14 protein-coding genes are annotated in these 17674 nt (G+C 43.6%); 5 read left to right on the plus strand and 9 right to left on the minus strand.

Annotation, left to right across the window (positions count from 1 at the left end; all coding sequences use genetic code 11):
- Positions 1-5 precede the first annotated feature (5 nt).
- Entirely contained in the window at positions 6-2144 is a 2139-nt protein-coding gene (gene lpdA, locus Q8W40_RS06280; protein WP_305396365.1) for a dihydrolipoyl dehydrogenase, read from the minus strand.
- A gap of 450 nt (positions 2145-2594) precedes the next feature.
- A complete protein-coding gene (locus Q8W40_RS06285; RefSeq protein WP_101110349.1) occupies positions 2595-3011 on the minus strand; it encodes a hypothetical protein in 417 nt (138 codons plus the stop codon).
- 375 nt (positions 3012-3386) lie between these two features.
- On the opposite strand from Q8W40_RS06285, the gene Q8W40_RS06290 reads away from it, so the two are divergent.
- The 3 genes from Q8W40_RS06290 to Q8W40_RS06300 all read left to right on the plus strand — a co-directional run bounded on the left by Q8W40_RS06290 (position 3387) and on the right by Q8W40_RS06300 (position 6920).
- Positions 3387-5639, plus strand: coding sequence for a ribonucleoside-diphosphate reductase subunit alpha (locus tag Q8W40_RS06290; protein WP_305396366.1), 2253 nt, complete (start codon positions 3387-3389; stop codon positions 5637-5639).
- Positions 5640-5732: 93 nt separating this feature from the next.
- Positions 5733-6665: a ribonucleotide-diphosphate reductase subunit beta gene (locus tag Q8W40_RS06295; protein ID WP_305396367.1), complete on the plus strand. Its 933-nt coding sequence runs from the start codon at positions 5733-5735 to the stop codon at positions 6663-6665.
- A 12-nt stretch (positions 6666-6677) separates the two neighbouring features.
- A complete protein-coding gene (locus Q8W40_RS06300; RefSeq protein ID WP_305396368.1) occupies positions 6678-6920 on the plus strand; it encodes a glutaredoxin family protein in 243 nt (80 codons plus the stop codon).
- A 136-nt stretch (positions 6921-7056) separates the two neighbouring features.
- Here the strand turns inward: Q8W40_RS06300 and Q8W40_RS06305 are convergent, their stop codons facing one another.
- The 4 genes from Q8W40_RS06305 to Q8W40_RS06320 all read right to left on the minus strand — a co-directional run bounded on the left by Q8W40_RS06305 (position 7057) and on the right by Q8W40_RS06320 (position 11234).
- Complete coding sequence (locus tag Q8W40_RS06305) at positions 7057-8448, minus strand: ATP-binding protein (RefSeq protein ID WP_305396369.1); 1392 nt, start codon at positions 8446-8448, stop codon at positions 7057-7059.
- Positions 8441-9133: a response regulator transcription factor gene (locus Q8W40_RS06310; RefSeq protein WP_305396370.1), complete on the minus strand. Its 693-nt coding sequence runs from the start codon at positions 9131-9133 to the stop codon at positions 8441-8443. Before Q8W40_RS06310 ends, Q8W40_RS06305 begins: the two co-directional genes overlap by 8 nt.
- Before the next feature lie 341 nt (positions 9134-9474).
- Positions 9475-9720 carry a PnuC protein gene (locus Q8W40_RS06315; protein ID WP_305396371.1) on the minus strand — a complete coding sequence of 82 codons (246 nt, stop codon included), beginning with the start codon at positions 9718-9720 and terminating at the stop codon, positions 9475-9477.
- 149 nt (positions 9721-9869) lie between these two features.
- Positions 9870-11234: an MATE family efflux transporter gene (locus Q8W40_RS06320; protein ID WP_305396372.1), complete on the minus strand. Its 1365-nt coding sequence runs from the start codon at positions 11232-11234 to the stop codon at positions 9870-9872.
- A gap of 129 nt (positions 11235-11363) precedes the next feature.
- On the opposite strand from Q8W40_RS06320, the gene Q8W40_RS06325 reads away from it, so the two are divergent.
- Complete coding sequence (locus tag Q8W40_RS06325; protein WP_305396373.1) at positions 11364-12248, plus strand: LysR family transcriptional regulator; 885 nt, start codon at positions 11364-11366, stop codon at positions 12246-12248.
- 73 nt (positions 12249-12321) lie between these two features.
- On the opposite strand, the gene Q8W40_RS06330 is transcribed toward Q8W40_RS06325, so the two are convergent.
- Complete coding sequence (locus Q8W40_RS06330; RefSeq protein WP_305396374.1) at positions 12322-13749, minus strand: OprD family outer membrane porin; 1428 nt, start codon at positions 13747-13749, stop codon at positions 12322-12324.
- 481 nt (positions 13750-14230) lie between these two features.
- Here Q8W40_RS06330 and Q8W40_RS06335 point away from each other — a divergent pair, with 481 nt between their 5' ends.
- Positions 14231-15139 (plus strand): EamA family transporter, encoded by a 909-nt coding sequence (locus Q8W40_RS06335; protein WP_370693366.1) that lies wholly within the window; start codon positions 14231-14233, stop codon positions 15137-15139.
- 25 nt (positions 15140-15164) lie between these two features.
- Here Q8W40_RS06335 and Q8W40_RS06340 read toward each other — a convergent pair whose 3' ends face one another.
- Both Q8W40_RS06340 and Q8W40_RS06345 read right to left on the minus strand, forming a co-directional pair.
- Positions 15165-15890 (minus strand): DUF3726 domain-containing protein, encoded by a 726-nt coding sequence (locus tag Q8W40_RS06340; protein ID WP_101110329.1) that lies wholly within the window; start codon positions 15888-15890, stop codon positions 15165-15167.
- The gene (locus tag Q8W40_RS06345) at positions 15887-17587 is read right to left on the minus strand and encodes a hypothetical protein (protein ID WP_305396376.1); all 1701 of its coding nucleotides are present in this window, start codon (positions 17585-17587) and stop codon (positions 15887-15889) included. The genes Q8W40_RS06340 and Q8W40_RS06345 overlap by 4 nt, the downstream gene beginning before the upstream one ends.
- Positions 17588-17674 lie beyond the last annotated feature (87 nt).

The following is a 17674-nucleotide window of genomic DNA, read 5'->3' on the forward strand; positions in this document are numbered from 1 at the left end:
TTGGCTTACTTACCACGTTGCCAACCGTGGAATTTTTGAACCCATTCCAACAGTTTTTCTGGTGCGTTGGCTTTTTTCCATACCCCAGCAGTGTATTTCGCCGCTTCACTCATCGTCGGGTAAGGGTGAATCGTACCTAGAATCTTGTTCAAACCTAAGTTGTACTTCATGGCTAAAGTAAATTCAGCCAGCAATTCACCTGCTCCGTGCCCCACAATCGTGACACCCAAAATAGTGTCTTTTCCTTTTGGTGTGATCACTTTAATGAAGCCGATGTCTGCTCCATCGGTAATGGCGCGGTCTAGATCATCAATGCCATAAGTCGACACTTCGTAGTTAATGCCTTTGGCTTTTGCTTCGCTTTCGTTAATACCAACACGAGCGACTTCTGGTGTGGTGTACGTTGCCGCTGGCATCACACGGTAGTCAGCTTTAAATTTCTTAAACTGCCCAAACAAGCCATTTACGGCTGCATACCAAGCTTGGTGCGCGGCAGCGTGAGTCAATTGGAATGGTCCACACACATCGCCAACAGCGAAGATATTTGGGTACTTAGTTTGTAGGTATTCATTGACGTCAACCGTGCCACGGTCCGTAACTTCAATACCGAGTTCTTCTAAGCCAAAGCCTTTCACATTGGCAACACGACCCAGTGCGAGTAACACTTTATCAAAGTAAACGCGTTTGGTTTCACCTTGGTGTTCAAGCTCGGCAAACTGACCCTGTTCATCACGACCAAATTGCGCGGCTTTGTGACCCGTTAATAGGTTTACACCGTCTTCGGTCAAGTGGCTTGCTACGAGATCAGACGCTTCTCTATCTTCACGAATTAGGATTTGTTCCGCCATCTCAACCAGAGTAACTTCAGATCCAAGTAAGCTAAAGCTTTGTGCGAGTTCGCAACCAATAGGACCGCCACCTAACACCAACAGTTTTTCAGGCTGCTCGCGCAGTTCCCATACGTTGTCGGAAGTGAGGTATTCAACATCGCTTAAACCTGGGATACCCGGAACCAGTGGGCGAGCACCAGTTGCGATAACGATGTTTTTCGTTCTGAGACGTTCACCATTTACTTCCACTTCCCAAGGAGATAGAACTTTCGCTTCGCCAGTCACACAATCGACACCCAGCGAAGAATAGCGCTCGATAGAGTCGTGAGGTTCAATGTCCGCAATGACGTGTTGAACACGGTCCATTACCGCGCCAAAATCAGCTTTCGCTTCTCCGGCATCAATTCCAAAACGCTTGGCTTGAGAGATTTCCTTCATTGTGTGCGCGGCACGAATCAGTGCTTTAGAAGGCACACAACCTGTGTTCAAACAGTCACCACCCATCTTATGGCGCTCAATCAAGGTGACTTTCGCTTTAACCGCGGCAGCAATGTAAGCTGAAACTAAACCACCAGAACCAGCACCGATAACCACCATGTTGGTATCGAATTTAGCGGGTTTCTTCCAGCCTTCATACACTTTACGAGCCGCAATAATATCGACCAGTTTCTTGGCAATTAATGGGAACAAACCAAGTAAAACAAATGAAAGCAAAATTGGTGGTGAAATAATGCCCGCTAACGAGTCGATTTCAGCTAGCTGAGTACCAGCGTTAACGTATACCGCTGTGCCCGCTAACATCCCCAATTGACTTACCCAATAAAAATCGCGTGCTTTGATTGGTGTTAAACCCATTAATAGGTTGACGACAAAGAAAGGGAATACAGGGATTAAGCGTAAAGTGAACAGGTAGAACTTACCTTGTTTTTCAACACCTTCGTTAATGGCTGATAAGCGCTCGCCGAATTTATTTTGAACCCAATCGCGCAGTAAAAATCGGCTGAATAAGAACGCAAGAGTTGCCCCAACAGAGCTGGCAAACGAAACCAATAGCAAGCCCCAGCCAAACCCAAACAATGCGCCGCCTAATAGTGTCATAATGGCTGCACCAGGCAATGATAGCGCGGTCACGATGACGTAAATAACAAAGTAGGTCACACTGGAAAGCAGAGGGTTTTCAGCAATCAGAGAAGACAATTGTTCCTGCTGCTGCTTTGCTGTTTCCAAGGTAAGGAAACGGCCTAAATCTAGGCTAAACCATAAAACTATGAACCCAACAATCGCGAGTGCGAGAAGTATCTTTTTTTTGCTCATCACATTTCCTTCATTAGGTTGTTGGCAAAATTATCAATCACTTATATCCACCATGTGGTCTGGCTTTAAGTGTAGTGAAACTGGTTAATAAAAACAGGGCAAATACGTTCTTTTCCTTGAACTGAAACAGAAGATAACGCTCTGAATCCAGTATCTTGAGGGAGTTTGAGTATTTATTTACAGCTCTGTTTTGAAGACTTGTTTTAAAAGACCCATCAAAGCACAGGTTCATTTCACGTTTTTATGCTTTTTTTAAAAAAAAGGGATTCGTCTTATTCCTCTAGATTCTGAATAAGTCGTAATAGAAGCAAAAATACATTTAGCGAAAAGAACTTAAAGAGCCCCTAGGCTCAGCGGCAAAAAAGTGTTTTTTCATTTTACGGTTGGGGGAAACAAATCTTAGGGTCATCAGACCCTAACATCAGTAGGATAATTTGGAGTGAGGAAAAATTAGTGTGATTTTGGGGGATGATTACAGGTAATGGAGCGTGAAAACTCTTCCTGACACATTTGAGCACGTGGTTCATTTTCATACAAACGGTAGAGGCGGCACATTTCCACCAATGTATCGCACGCCAAAAGATAACTTTTGTGACGAAATGCCTGACCGCGGTCGGGGTTGTTCATCTCATTAACCAGCGCATAGTGCAGCTTTTTCAATACTCGGATGGCGCAATAGTCGTCACCGACTTCCTGCGATCGTCTCACCAGTTTTTGGCAGGCATCGTTATAGGCATGAAGTGCTCGCTCACAGCCGTTGCTTTTAGTCAATACAGCTTCACACAGATACATTTCGGTTTTTAAATCTTGAGCCTTCAAGCGATAGTTGTCGATATTGCGGAAAATCTGATGATGAAGTGAATCCATTTCTTTAACATCCCAAATGAGTGAAGTATTTTTTAAATGATAATCATTATCAATTGATAAATCTACACCCTTTTTTTGTTTTAAAAATTACGCGGTCGATCACGAAACTTTATTTCTGCTTAAATTACATAAAAAAACCATATATATCATTGGTATACGTTACTCATTACTAGCATTTAATTTTGTGGGAAATTTCGTGCTTCAAACCGCTAAACTTTGCTCGCCTCTGCTCTGGCAAGGCATCTAGAAATTGCAAAATCTTTTTCGCTTGTTCAGCTCTAATATGTAAAACGTCTTGAATTGATAATCATTATCAACTAGATCTATATAGCAAGATGTAGTGGTTAATTTTTGAACTGGATACAAGATATAGTTATGGACGTAATAAAACGCGACGGGCGAAAAGAGAAAACTAGCCTGGATAAAGTTACCCGAAGAGCAGAGGCACTGTCAGACGGTTTAAAGGTAGAACCTATAGCAGTGGCTCAAAAAGTAGTAAGTGGCCTGTATGATGGCATTAAGGTGACAGAGATTGATGTTTTCCTAGCAGAAACATCAGCCAGCTTGGCAGCAGAGCACCCAGATTATGCGAAACTTGCAGCACGTGTGTTGGTGAGTTCACTCCAAAAAGAAACTCAAGGTTTCCAGCGGGCGACGAAGCAACTGGCCGAAATTGGTATTTTATCGGATGAATATGTCGCTCAAGTGCAGCGCCAAGGCCCTGAGCTTGCAGAGCTGATTGATTACAAACGTGATTATCAGTTTGACTACTTCGGGTACAAAACGTTAGAGCGTTCATACTTGCTAAAAGCGGATGGTGTGATTGTTGAGCGTCCGCAAGACATGTACATGCGTGTCGCGATAGCAGTGGCTGGTGACAATATTAAACAAATTAAAGAGCTCTACGACATGTTGAGCTTAGGCTATTACACACACGCAACGCCAACGCTGTTCAATGCCGGCTGCAAAATGCAGCAACTTTCATCTTGTTTCCTTTTGGCCATGCAAGATGATTCCATTTCAGGGATCTACGACACGTTAAAAGACTGCGCACTCATTTCAAAATCGGCGGGTGGAATTGGCTTACACATTCACAACATTCGTGCATCTGGCGCACCAATTATCGGTACGAACGGTATTTCGAATGGCATCATCCCGATGTTGAAAGTGTTCAATGAAACCGCTCGTTACGTAGACCAAGGCGGCGGTAAGCGAAAAGGTTCATTTGCGATTTACCTAGAACCTTGGCATGCCGATATTGAAGCCTTCTTAGACCTGCGTAAAAACCATGGTAAGGAAGAATTCCGTGCTCGTGACCTATTCTTGTCACTTTGGGTTCCAGATTTGTTTATGGAGCGTGTAGAGCAGGATGGTGATTGGACGTTGTTCAGTGAACACAGCGCGAAAGGGCTTTCTGACGTTTACGGTGATGAGTTTGTTGCCTTGTACGAGAAATATGAACGTGAAGGGCTAGGGCTCAAAACAGTAAAAGCGCGTCAAATTATGACTCAAATCATTGAGTCTCAAGCGGAAACTGGCACGCCTTACATGTTGTATAAAGACTCGTGTAACGTGAAATCGAACCAAAAAAATCTGGGTACGATCAAGTCGAGTAACCTGTGTGCTGAGATCATGGAAGTGTCGACGGCCAACGAAACAGCGGCATGTAATCTGGCTTCACTGGCATTGCCTAAATGCATTATTAACGGTGAGTTTGATTTCGAAAGGCTCCATGAAATCACTAAAATCGCGATTAAGAATTTAGATCGTGTAATTGATGTGAATTACCACCCAACAGACAAAATCGAAAAGTCGAACCACGCTCATCGACCAGTTGGCTTAGGCATTCAAGGCTTGGCAGACGTATTCTTCAAGTTGCACCTACCTTACGACAGCGATGAAGCGCGTGCTTTGAACCGCGATATTGCTGAAACCATGTATCACGCTTCTCTGGAAGCATCGTGTGAGTTAGCACAAGATCTGGGTACTTACAGCAGTTACGATGGCTCGCCAGTTAGCCAAGGTATCTTCCAGTTTGATTTATGGAATGAACAACCGAGCGAGCGCTGGGATTGGTCTTCACTGAGAAACAACATTTCTCAACATGGTCTTCGCAACTCACTGTTGATTGCTCAAATGCCAACCGCATCTACTGCTCAAATCTTGGGTAACAATGAAGCATTTGAAGCGCAGACCAGCAATATCTATAAGCGTCAGACACTGTCTGGTGAGTTCATTATTGTTAATCGTCACTTGGTTAAAACGCTAGAAGAACGCGGCTTATGGACGGCAGCTGTTCGTGATTCCATCATTTTGAACAACGGTTCCTTACAAAATATTGCGTCGATACCTGAAGACGTAAAATCGGTTTATCGCACGGTATGGGAACTTTCTCAAAAAGCGATCATCGACATGTCGGCAGATCGTGGCCCGTACGTATGTCAATCGCAAAGCCTTAACCTATGGCTAGCATCTCCAACATTTGCTCAGATTAACGCCATGCATTTTTACGCTTGGAAACGTGGACTGAAAACGGGCATGTACTACCTGAGATCCAAACCTTCTGCTAACGCGGTGAAGATGACCGTCGGTAACAACGATGAAGATTGCGTGGGCTGTGGCGCTTAGGTTAAACCGCCAGAACCAGAAAACGCTTTGTTTTAAATAGAACAATGATTTAAGGCGGGTACACCCTATCCGCCTGCTTAACAGGACAACACCATGATAGTAAAAAACAAGTTTAGCCTTTTTCCTATTCAGTACGAAGAAATTTGGCAAGCATACAAAACCCATGAAGCCGCTTTTTGGACCACCGAAGAATTGGATTTTGCTCAAGATCTGCCTGATCTACAAAAACTGACAGAAGGTGAGCAGCACTTTATCCGTCACGTTTTGGCGTTTTTCGCACAAAGTGAAGGCATGATCAATGAGAACTTGTTGACCCGTTTTTACGGCGAGATTGAAATTGCAGAAGCGCGCTGCTTCCTTGCTCTTCAAGCGTTCAATGAAGTGATTCACGCCGAAACATATGCGCTTCAATTGGAAACTTACATACCGGATGTCGAAGAGCGTGAGCGTTTGTTCAATGCCATTGACAACGTGCCAACAGTGAAGCGTAAAGCCCAATGGGTGATGAAATGGATCTCGTCCGACAAACCACTAGCGATGCGCCTTATTGCGTTTGGTTTAGTAGAAGGGTTGTTCTTTGCTGGCAGCTTCTGTGCGATTTACTACTTCCGCAAGCGCGGTTTATTGGCGGGTCTTGCAGCAAGTAATGACCTAATCGCACGTGATGAAGGCTTGCACTTTAGCTTCTCGGCATTGCTATTTAAAACATTGGGTCAAGGTAAAGTGACTCAAACGGAATTTGAAGAGATATGCCGTGAAGCGGTTTCTATCGAAAAGGAGTTTGTGACAGAAGCATTGCCTGTGGATCTGATTGGTATGAATGCGGATCTAATGTGCCAATACATTGAACACACGGCTGATGTTATTGCTGGGCTATTTGGATTTAACCCTGTTTTTGGCTCAGAGAACCCATTTGATTACATGCGCCTTCTTGATATGGAAGGGAAAACCAATTTCTTTGAAAAACGTGTGACCGAGTATAAGCGTCCACAAGATCGTCAACTGGCATTTGATGCCGATTTCTAACAGGAGTGGAAAATGCAAATAGAGATGTTTAGCAAGGACAACTGTCCACAATGTGTCACAGCGGCAAATTGGATTGCTCAGCAGGGTATGAAGCTACGTCAACTAAAGTTAGATAAAGACTTCGACCGTGAATCCTTATTTGAACTCTTCCCAACAGCGCGGAGCTATCCACAGTTTAGAGTGAATGGCGAAGCGGTAGGGGATTTTGAATCGCTGAAAAGACAGTTGGCATTTGCATCAGAAGCGGCATTTTAACTTATCCCGTGCAGAGGTTAAGTTAGATATAGATACTCTGAAAACAAAATGGCGGCACATGATGCCGCCATTTTTATGAGCGTTACACTAGTTTTTATAAACGTTACAATGGTTTTTATGAGCGTTACAATAGTGACTACAATGTCGTTGTATCAAATTGATAGGTTTGCAGAGTGACTTTTTTCTGTTGAGGTGGTGTCTCTACCGGAACCAAAACCGTGAAGCGTGCGCCACCTAATTCACTGTCATCGACTGAGATAGTCCAATTCAACGTCTTAGCGGCACTTGCTGCGATGGCTAGCCCTAGTCCAAACCCGCCACTGTCGGCATTTCGGCTTTTATCTAAGCGAGAAAATGCCATAAAGATTTCTTTGCGTTTATCAAGTGGGATTCCGGGTCCGTCGTCTTCAATGTCTATTGCCCAGTGGGTTTTAAAACAGGTAAGGCTTAGCCTAACTTGCTCTTTACCATAACGAGTGGCGTTGGTTATGAAGTTGTCTATTACCAGCTGGCAAAGTGTTTCGTCTGCATTAAGAACTGTGTTGCCCGTTTTACAGTTAACAACAAAATTTCCCTGAAATTCTGTAATTTTATTTAGCCGATCACTGCAAAAATCTGAAATATAAATATCGGAGTTTTTACTGTTCTTTTCGACGTTCCCTGCCAAATTCAACTTAGAGAGTTGCACAATTTTTGTCGACAGTTCCTTTATATCGTCGACATAACTGTCGATGTTGTCGAAGATAGCTCTTTCTTGGATTGGAGCCTTTATTCTTGCGAGATCGGAAGCCATCTGTATGCGGCTTAGTGGTGTACGAATTTCATGAGGGATGGCTTGAGTAAAGATTTGGCTTTGGCGAACTCGGCTTTCAATGTCTTCCGCCATGTTGTTAAATCCGTCGGCTAATTCCCGAATCGGATGCGAATACTGCTTTGTAGTACGAGTTGTTAAACACCCTTGACCGAATTTACGCTGAGCGTCGACCAATTGGTTAATTTGCTTTTGAATCCTACGAACCGGCATATAAATAAGTGCACCTAAGCTGACAACTAATGTCGCCAATAGCGCAAGTACGAAGTGAATTTCAGAGTTTTCGTACCACTCAATCTGGGGTTCAAAGAATTCGCCATGTTCGCTAAAAAATAAGCTAGACGAAGAGTTAGGAATGGGCATAACTACGGCAAAGTGGCAACCGTTGATGAGGTATACCGGTAACCCCTTCATGTAAAACATGAATTCACAGTTAGGGCAGGGCTTACTTTCATCCCAGTCTTTGAGCAGTGCCATATCAAAAATGTAAAAGCGCTGCTTACCCGTTCGTTCCAGTTCTTTGTATAAGGAGTTTGGTTGCCCTCGTTCCTCAATGTATTGATTGACGAAAAAACTCGCGTCATTGAGGAATATCTCGACATCAGTGCGATGCATGTAGTCTTCGCCGAGATGAAGGAAAACCATAATGGTTAACCCCAGCCCGGCTACAATACCTAGATAAAGCCGGGTGAACATGGAATTGAAAAATTTAAACATGAGTCAGCATGTAACCCTGATTTCTAACCGTCTTAATGAATGCTGTTGAAACATTCGCCATTGAGAACTTTTTGCGTAAACCGGAAACGCGCATGTCTATAGAGCGATCATTAAAATTGTATTCAATGCCGCGAGCAGATTGGCAGAAAATTTCACGTGAAACGGGTTTATTTGAGTTTTCTAACAGCAAGTGCAAAATATCAAATTCTGACTCAGTAAGATTGAGCTTAGTTTCGTGATAGCACGCGATTTTTCGAGTTAGACAAAGTGAAATGCCGTAGTTAGAAAGAGATTGAGGATCTGGAGCTGATTGGGACTTTTGATAGCGCCTTAAAAGGGCTTCAATTCGAGCAACAAGAATATGACCGCGAACGGGTTTAGTGAGGTAGTCGTCTGCCCCAAATTTAAATAGGCTCACTTCAGTAAGTTCATCTTCTGAAGCGGTTAGAACGACGATCATACCATCGTAAAACTCCCGAATTTCTTGGCATATGGTTGCGCCGTCTTTTCCGGGTAACATGAGATCTAATATCACAAGATCTGGGGAAGTATTTTTAACCGCGTCGACAGCATCCAAACCGTCGCAGATAGCGTCTACCTTATAGCCTTCAGCTTCAAGGTACATCTTAGTCAGGCGAGATATTTCCTTATCATCTTCAACCAATAAAATTCTACAATTTGGCATCTTGATATGGTCTTTATATACATTGCAAGGTGAGTATATAGAATGTGAATTGTATCGCAAGAGTGAGAAAGGAAAAAAAATTCTTATTGTAAATAGTCACACCCTTACGCGTTCTTACATATGAGATGTATAAAATACATTCACATGCATTTCATCCTGTAAATAAATTGTTAACCTCTTAATTACAGTGTTTTGTGCCAAACCATCTTGAATTTTTTTCATGTATACAATTGATAGAAACGTAATACAAATTTTTACAAAAGTATCAGTATCGAGAGGGAATCATAGACCAAATGGGTAGCGGCGACTTTAATGTAAGAAGTATTTGATTGCGCCAGTCTTTATTCCACGGAAGCTTTGGACGATCGAGACCATTTGATGATGGCTCGTAAATTCATTGAAAAGAAAATGATGTTGGCAATGATCATGGCTAGGCTGTCAGTGAGGTAACCAACCACTACCCAGCTACTGTTACCGCACATCATTAGCATGAAGCCTATTCTGTTTTTATTGCCAATCTGCCAAATGGCCAAAAAAGTTAGCACCATCGCGAGCCAGTCTATTCCATAGCATTGCGAGTAATCCATCAATGTTCTTTTCCAACGCATTAAGCAGGTAAGTTCATAGTGAACAGATTACAGAAAGATTGGTTAGGCACAATAGAAATCAAAGTAAGATATTGGGTAATAGAGGAAAAGCCGCATGGCGCAGCGACGGATTTTCCTTCTAGTTACTATTATGTTGCTGGCAAAGGCTCAGGATGTTGGGCCTCTTCTTTCAGGTTTTTAAGGCTCTTAATTAACATAGGCAACACGATAACCGTAAGAGCAATGTTCGAAGCAGGCACTGAAAGCCAAATGCCATCTACACCAAGATATTTAGGTAAAATCCATAAAAAGGGCAGTTGGATAAACATATTCCCAGCTGAGACAAACAGGGCTTTGCCCCCAAGACCTATTGCCATAAAGTAAACAGAAGCAGCAAATAAGAAACCATCTAAGTAAATGCCTAGCAAGTGAAGTTTAACGCCTTGCGCTGTTACATCAGTTAATGCCACATCACCCGTGGTAAATAAAGAAATAGCCGCTAATGGGTATACATTCACCAGCAGCACCACAACAATACCTAACCCTACGGATACTGCCAAAGCCAGCTTGACTGTCTTAATGATATTGTCGTACTGCTTAGCACCAAAATAGTAACTCACAGGTGGCTGCATTCCATTGGCTATCCCTTCCGTGAAGTAGTAATACAAACTGGCTATGTAACCAACGATGGCAAAGGCCGCGACGTGAGTTGCATCGCCATACATCATAAATAGCTTATTGTGCAGTGCTAATACAAAGCCGAAGTATATGAACATAACTAAGCTAGATGAGCCCAATTCAAAGATTCGCTTAGCAATTTTGAATGAGAATTTTCCTTGGTTCAAAGAAGCTTCGGAATGCTTGCTGATAAAATACCAAAGGGCTAAAAGGCACGTTGCTAGTTGTGCTATTAACGTAGCGATGGCTGCCCCTTTTAATCCCATATTGAGGTGCGCCAAAAACACATAGTCCAGTAAAATATTGGCTAACGCTCCAACGACAATAAAGGCTGTCGCTAGATTAGGGCTATTATCGTTTCTAACTAACATCGGAAGTGCGGCAGCGCCAATAGTCAACACCGTTCCCATGGTTAATATGTCAATGTAATCTTCTGCGAATGCTCTTGGTGTATTTGAAGCACCTTGTATGGACAATATTGAGTCGCTCGAAATCACCAGGAATATTGCCCCTACAATCCCTGTAATGAGAACAAGAAAGATGGATGTGAATAATGAATGGTTAACTGACAGAGTGTTTCCCTCTCCACGCTTGATGGATATAACACTGCCGCCACCCATGCCAATTAATAACCCAATCCCAATAACAACGGCTAGAACAGGGAATGCCATATTGATCCCCGCAAGCCCTTCTCCTCCAACGTAATGACCGACAAAAATCCCGTCAATGACTTGATAAAGACCACTCACTACCATAGCAACGATAGACGGAATGGCGTAACGCCAAAACGTACTCATTACCGAGTCATTTTTTTGAGTGTAGAGGTTATTGGACATAAAACTATTACCTGAATACCTTGAGGAAATTTGACACGATTATATTTCTAATGTGGATAGATAAAAGTTACTATCTATCCGAATTTCGGATGGATTGAGTGATCTCAAAATGAATGGTGTAGTAGCAAAATGAACTGGACTCTTGATCAAATAGAAGCGTTTGTTATGGCGGCTCGCAGTGGTTCTTTTTCAGCGGCGGCTCGAAAGATGGGAAAGGCACAGTCTCGGGTGAGCAGTGCCGTCTCAAATCTAGAGGCGGATCTGGGTTTTGAGCTGTTTGATCGTTCCGCTCGCTTTCCTGTTTTAACCGATTTGGGTAAGCAAATGTTGATCGACGCTGAAGCGCTTTTACAGCAAAGCCAAAAGCTGAATAGCCGAGCGATGACGGCTTCCTCTGGCGAGCCTATCACGATAAAGATCACTGTGGATGAAGCGATTCCTCTTGATACCGCTCATTCTATATTCACTAACTTAGGGGATCGATTTCCGAACCTTCGTCTAACGATAACCCACGGTTCGCGCGACGACATCTCTGCTGTGATTGCAGAAAAGAAAGCCGATATCGGGCTTATGTTTCGCCAAAGTGATTTACCAGCAGAGGTGGACTTTCAATCCATTGGGTATTTTGAAAAGGTGCTGATTATTGGCGAAGATCATCCGTTAGCGGGTGAAAAAGAAGTCTCGTTATCGGATTTGTATGCAGACAGGCAATTCGTTATTTGCGACCGCTCCGGAGAGGGAGGCGATAAGGCACTAACACCGAACCATTGGCACATTGATAGTTACTATTTAATTTGCGATTTGGTGGCGCGTAACCAAGGTTGGGCTATTGTTCCTCAGCACATTGCTGACTCAGATTGGTTTTTAGGACAGGTCAAAACCATGGCATGTAAAGATTCTTTTGCAGACATGATGGTAGAAGTTGGGCTAGTAAAGCGCATTGATAGCCAAACGAGCGAAGTAAAAAGCTGGTTGATTAAAGAACTGAAAGAGATGATGGCGAATCGCGCTTAACCAGTGCTGTCTTTTTCATAAAAAATGCCCTACAAGCGGGAAACTATGCAGGGCACAAAGGCAGCTATAGAAATTATTTCAGGTTCACACTGTACGAGATAAGCAGCTTCACGTCTGTGCGGTCATTGTTTTTCGGACCACGAGAAATGGAATCACCATGATCGTAGTAACCGTGGAACATACGAACGTTCAAGCCTTTAAGCCCACCTTCCAAGAATTTGTAGCCAACATTCCAGTCCAGTGATTTCATTGTCGCGTCGTATTCTTTCTTAGCGAAATCAGACATGACATTCGTCCCGTAGTTAGCGCCTACACCAGCGGTTAAGCCTGCAACACCAAAATCGGCAAAGTTGTAGTTCACAGCAAGCTTCGCGGCTTTCGTACCATCAACGTTATAGTCCTCTAGCTGAGAGGTGGTTTGTTGGAAATTGCGGTTGTCGGAGTTTGCCCAAGGCGTAAGGCGGAAGTTATAACCAACTTCTTGACCTTTAGTATCCGTTGCACTCAAGCCTGCGATCCAGGTGAAGTTACCGCTTTTGATGTTAGCGCCAACACCGACATAGCTTTGTGCTTCCTGATCTTTAAGACCTGTCAGCTCGGATTCTGCGCGGATACTGCCGTGGTAAAAACCCGTCAGGTTGACTTTTGCATCGCCCATGTCGAAGCCGTATTTACCCAAAACTTGCCAGTTAGTACGGTAGTCTTTACCTTCACCGTAGCCTAAATCAATCTGACCATCATCAAACTTATAGATACCACCGACGGTGTGAATGTAGTCGATGATCTTGCCTTGTTTGCCACCAGGGTGTTGGTTTTGGTGCCAAGTTGTCGTCATATCGTGGAAGTTTTTACGCCAGTCATTTTTGAACTTGTCCGCGATGGCGTAACCGACAACGAAATCACCAAAGTGCGCTTTGGCTTCTAGACCGCGGTAAGAATGTGGGTTTAATCCCCAGCTCGAACGGATCGTACCGATATTGATTCGGGTATAACCACCGCGAAGCGCAAGACCTGTATCGTCGTCGCCAAATTTGGCTTTAAGCGACGCTACTGGAACTGCCACATAAGATTTTTCGCACGCTTTGCCATCGTAAGATGGGTTGTTTTCACAGGTGTGATCGTAGTAAAGAATTTCGGATTGACCCGTAGTGTCGCCTAACTGCAAGTTGGTGTTCGCCCAAATATCGATGCCAACCGTATCTTTGAAATACCCAGAACGGTAATCCCAAGCCAGTTGCAGGGTTTGATTTTCAATATTCGGTACGTACTCACCGTTGTCGTCTTTTTGCTGACGATCTCGGATGTATAAGAAAGAGTGCAGCTTGGATGAAGAGTCTTCATAAAAGGCTTGTTTTGCTTCATCGGCAAGGTTCAGTGCCGCAGCGCTTTGGTTGAGTACATCATTTGGATCATTGTCATTTGCGTGTACAGGAAGTGCCGCCATTGCAACCAAAATGGAGGTACTGAGTAGGGAAAGTGGAGCTTTATTTATCGTGTTCATAACCATATCCATCAGTTATTGATTAGTCTGTGAATAATCACATAAATAATGTTATAAAAACGATGGTTTTTTAAAATAGAAACGATGTTTTAATTATATAAAGTAAGGCTTGGATCATAGTTAAGTACTGAGATTAGAAGCCGATCACAATCTGAATGTGGCGAGGGCAAAGGAAAGATATAAACACTTAAGCATTTGATTGGTAAGTCGAATATGGGGTTTTCATACGAAGTGCAATGTGGCTTTGCTTGCGTGACATCACTTTTTTCTCAAAGTGGCATTGAACGTTTTTCTGTGACATCTATCAATAAAGGTCGCCAATTTACTCGAAAATCTCCAGTTAAGCAGTAGCAATGTAGAGAAAGTAATTTCGTGCTTAGGCTTATTTTTAATCAATTCCCTCTTCTAAGAATTGAGTGTAAGTTACTAGGTCAACAGACCCTATTATATTAATAAAAACTGACTGACTAGAATGAACCAAGTGAAAAATACTTCGACCGATGAATCCCGTGGAATAATGGCATCTATTATGGCTTCCATTGGGTTTGCCATGATGCCCGCCTATGTGACTTTTCAGCCAGAGATTACTGGCATTCCGACCGATTTTGGTATGGGGAATTGGTTGGCTGGTCAGCGAATATTATGGGGTTCGATACTCTTATTATTTGGTCTTGCCCTATTTGGACGATTACCCACGTTTTGGTCTTTCTTTTTCCAGTGGCGACTGTGGCCGAGATACATGTTATCCGCGATTCTTATTGCCCCTCAGCTTTGGGTATTTGTTTGGGCACCTCTTCAAGGAGAAACACTTTCTGTTGCGCTTGGCTATTTTTGCTTGCCCCTAACGTTAGCCGCAGTTGCACATTTTGTTTATAAGGAAAGCATTACTCGGAAACAGTTGATCGCATGCGCTTTCGCCGCCTGTGGAGTAGCTTACGCTTACGCGATGGCCGACGGAGTTTCTTGGATAGTATTTTTGATTTGCTTTGGTTATCCCATGTATTTTATATTTCGCCGTAAATATAAAATCAGCAGCGACATGTCTTTCAGTTTAGAGAATGTTTTTCTATTGCCGTTTGCCATTATTGGTATGGCTCTGACTTACCGAATTGAGTCTTGGGGATCCATTGCACCAAGCGCATGGCTGTATTATCTCGGTTTGGCCTTTACGGGGATTATCCCAATTATTCTCTTTTTCTATGCGTCGCAGTTATTGCCAATGACACTATTTGGACTACTGGGTTATTTGGAGCCTGTGCTGGTTTTTTGTGTTGCGTTGGTACTAGGGGAGCGTATTGCGTTGATCCAGTGGCCAACCTATCTTGCGATTATGGTAGCGTTGGCCATTGTTGCGTTAGAACAGTTGAAATTACGACGATCGTTAGGCTAGGTCAACAGACCCTAATACGCCTATATTATTCGCCTGCTCCAAGCCTTGATTGTTCACTATTTTCAACCAGAATTTCTGTCGCCGTTTCTTTTAGCGTTTGCCATTCTTGTTCATCCACTTCAATACCTTTTTCCCACGATGCTTTCTGGGTGCGAGAAAGTTGCTTTGCCGAAATGTGGATATTGTAACCGTCGGCAACTTCCGAAAAATCAAAGTCATCAATCGAAAGAACAATAGTCATATCGTGAATGATCAACGATTCTGGCGATGCCTGCTCTGAAAAGAAGAGCTCGGGTGATATGCGCCCTTTGTTTAGCACCAGCAGTACTTTCTTAGGATCAGACCCGTTTTCCCAATAGGCTTTACAGGCAATGCCTTTAGACGACAGTTTGGCTAATTCACTGTAGGCGAGCCAGCGGTTATGGCACCGTGTTAACTTCAGTGTAATTTGACGGTGATTGACCATTTTCTCTAGTGCGAAATCCAATACAACGGGTAAATGACACGCAAGGCTTGAGCCGTGAAGATCGATTTCAAGGCTACTATTACCAAGTTCGTAAACATCCACGGGGCAATCTTCTTCCTTGCTCATGAATCGGCTGCCATTGTTGAAATGTTTGACACCATTAAGCCCAACCATTTGCAAATCTGCGACCATATTCGCAATGATATCGGCTTCACCACAATTTCTACGCATTCCCAAAAATGCTTTGGTGACGGTCGCCACCAATTCGTTATGAGAGACTATCATGGCGCTTTGCCTCCGGTGTATTCGGTTGATGACGGTAACGTAGGAAAGATCCATTCGTCTTCATTGATCTCATCAAGAAGCGGCGCGCCTTGAAAGAACGTCACTCTTACCCAGCGATCTGATCTGGGGTCAAACTTAGTCGCACCGAACATCGCCAATTTGCATCTTAACAAGTGCATAGGCAAAGCATCTTTGTGCAACACATTCATTTGGATGTCGCCCATCACTTTGTTCCCTAATGTCCATGCTCTACGAGCAATGGCACGGTGTTTTGGGTGCTTCAGTGAAAATTCCGCCATAGATATACTTGGATTTTCGGCGATGAGGGAATGATAAAGTTTGTTCACCTGACGCCCGATATCCAGTGGCAGTTCCTTCTCTTCACCGGGTTCTTGATCTCGCACACCGAGTCTTGGTTCTTCTTTGTCTTGTGAGCGATACCAAAACCAATAGCGGTTGTCGTGCTGAGAGTAATCGGTGTCAATTGCCCAGCGATAGCGTGTTTCGAGCAAATCAATAAACTGCTGAACGGTTCTATGACCTTCTAGGTGCAATGATTCATCGCAATTCATTCTGTCTTGGTATTTGTCTACTTTTTCAGGGTACAGCTCCATTAAGCAGCTTGTTATTGATTCCTGCGTTTCTAAACTGAAATGAGTACACTGTTCTAGCCATTCTCCCCAGCTTTGATGAGCGTCCGAAATGGTATCCATCTCTCTTACAACGCGTTGAAGCTCTTGAACGGCTGCGGCGTTAAGCTGCTTTTGTGGCTGGTCTATGGTGACCACTTGATCTAAGTGGCGAATGGCTTTATTTAACAAAGTTACGAGCCTTGAGCGACTTTGATCATCAGGCGACTGACACAAAACTTCTGCCAATGCCGACTCGCGCGCGGTTAACCATTGGTCGACAATACAAGGGTGATTGATGAGGTACGGAGCCATGCCGAGCCCCGTCGCATTGCCTACACCAAGGTAGCGTTGAAGTGAGCGATCAAGTTCGACAAAACGATCCCCACCTTGCAGTTTAGCGAGGTAATGAACCCAGTCTAGGCTGAATTCACGCAGCAGGTAAACCGCACACATTTGAGCACTGAAAGACTGTTTAAAGTCTGGGTTATTTTCCAGCAGCTTAAAATCGGCAATACCAAATTTGCCATTGCCATACACTGCAGTGGTTCGCAATATGTAGCCGACCTTGGCTAACTCATTCGCTTTAGGTTGGATGCCATTAGCTAAACTTGACACAATGTGCTCGAATACTCGCACGCTTTTGTTCGCACGAGCCAACACCAACACATTGTTGGGGTTGCGACCAGCTTCTTGCAATGGCACGTTTTCACGAAGCCTGTTTAAGAGCACTTGAGATACTTCGCCTTTAACCAGTGCAAATGTGACGTCCCACTTCTCTGCGATCACTCTGTCGTTACGTTCATCGTCTTCAATTTCAGTGCAGAACACCACCAGATGGTAGATGTTTTCCGGTGTTTTTAATTGATAAACGACATGACCAAAGCCCTGTGGACACAGCTCCCACTGGTGGTTTGTTACGCTCCATCTCTGATTGGCCATTTTTCGGATCAAGGTTCTAACAAAACTGATCCGGGTTTGGTGCATAGCGCCTAAGCGTTCAGGTGCCATTACGACATCGGCATTGCGATACTGGGCGTTAAAATGAGTTGAACGATGTGCATCCATTTTTGCTCACCACTATGTTGTTATAAGTCAAAATTTTTATAAGACAAATGGTTATAGGAAATAGGGAGGGCAAACACCCACCCGATT

It is taken from the genome of Vibrio penaeicida (genome assembly GCF_030689305.1).
In the GTDB taxonomy this organism is placed as follows: domain Bacteria; phylum Pseudomonadota; class Gammaproteobacteria; order Enterobacterales; family Vibrionaceae; genus Vibrio; species Vibrio penaeicida_B.

Excerpts from the sequence above, each read along its gene's own strand:
- Q8W40_RS06290 (WP_305396366.1), top strand. The coding sequence starts at position 3,387 with ATGGACGTAATAAAACGCGACGGGCGAAAAGAGAAAACTAGCCTGGAT.
- Q8W40_RS06310 (WP_305396370.1), bottom strand. The coding sequence starts at position 9,133 with ATGCCAAATTGTAGAATTTTATTGGTTGAAGATGATAAGGAAATATCT.
- Q8W40_RS06300 (WP_305396368.1), top strand. The coding sequence starts at position 6,678 with ATGCAAATAGAGATGTTTAGCAAGGACAACTGTCCACAATGTGTCACA.
- Q8W40_RS06295 (WP_305396367.1), top strand. The coding sequence starts at position 5,733 with ATGATAGTAAAAAACAAGTTTAGCCTTTTTCCTATTCAGTACGAAGAA.
- Q8W40_RS06345 (WP_305396376.1), bottom strand. The coding sequence starts at position 17,587 with ATGGATGCACATCGTTCAACTCATTTTAACGCCCAGTATCGCAATGCC.
- Q8W40_RS06320 (WP_305396372.1), bottom strand. The coding sequence starts at position 11,234 with ATGTCCAATAACCTCTACACTCAAAAAAATGACTCGGTAATGAGTACG.
- Q8W40_RS06340 (WP_101110329.1), bottom strand. The coding sequence starts at position 15,890 with ATGATAGTCTCTCATAACGAATTGGTGGCGACCGTCACCAAAGCATTT.
- Q8W40_RS06285 (WP_101110349.1), bottom strand. The coding sequence starts at position 3,011 with ATGGATTCACTTCATCATCAGATTTTCCGCAATATCGACAACTATCGC.
- Q8W40_RS06325 (WP_305396373.1), top strand. The coding sequence starts at position 11,364 with ATGAACTGGACTCTTGATCAAATAGAAGCGTTTGTTATGGCGGCTCGC.
- Q8W40_RS06330 (WP_305396374.1), bottom strand. The coding sequence starts at position 13,749 with ATGAACACGATAAATAAAGCTCCACTTTCCCTACTCAGTACCTCCATT.
- Q8W40_RS06305 (WP_305396369.1), bottom strand. The coding sequence starts at position 8,448 with ATGTTTAAATTTTTCAATTCCATGTTCACCCGGCTTTATCTAGGTATT.
- Q8W40_RS06315 (WP_305396371.1), bottom strand. The coding sequence starts at position 9,720 with ATGGATTACTCGCAATGCTATGGAATAGACTGGCTCGCGATGGTGCTA.
- lpdA (WP_305396365.1), bottom strand. The coding sequence starts at position 2,144 with ATGAGCAAAAAAAAGATACTTCTCGCACTCGCGATTGTTGGGTTCATA.